The 520-nt window shown below is 60.8% G+C and carries 1 pseudogene; it reads right to left on the bottom strand.

Annotated features, from left to right (window positions below):
* Positions 1-520 (bottom strand): annotated as a pseudogene (locus J1M36_RS12180) (pyruvate dehydrogenase (acetyl-transferring), homodimeric type); the annotation flags it as partial.

Raw genomic sequence — 520 nt, 5'->3', positions numbered from 1 at the left:
GCTGCGGAGCGGGCGAAGAAGTGGTCACGGACGAACCCACCGGATTCGGCTTTGAAGGTCTGGTAGTCCCCGTCCAGGGTCTCGTTCATGATCCGCACCAACTCCCCGGTGTGATCCGCCTCCAGTAGGGCGTCCCATTCCCGGCCCCACACGACCTTGATCACATTCCACCCCGCACCGCGGAAGAACGCTTCCAGCTCCTGGATGATCTTCCCGTTCCCGCGTACCGGACCATCCAAACGTTGCAAGTTGCAGTTGATCACGAAGGTGAGGTTGTCCAACTTCTCATTCGCCGCTAACTGCAGCACACCACGGGATTCGGGTTCATCCATCTCCCCGTCCCCCAAAAACGCCCACACGTGCTGGTCCGAGGTGTCCTTGATACCGCGGTTATGCAGGTACCGGTTGAACTGGGCCTGGTAGATCGCGTTCATCGGCCCGATCCCCATCGACACGGTGGGGAACTGCCAGAAATCCGGTAAACACCGCGGATGCGGGTACGAGGGCAACCCGTTGGGGG

The sequence above is a fragment of the Kocuria sp. KRD140 genome (assembly GCF_017168375.1).
In the GTDB taxonomy this organism is placed as follows: domain Bacteria; phylum Actinomycetota; class Actinomycetes; order Actinomycetales; family Micrococcaceae; genus Kocuria; species Kocuria marina.
The sequence above is the reverse complement of the archived record's forward strand: the minus strand, read 5'-3'. Positions and strand labels throughout refer to the sequence as shown.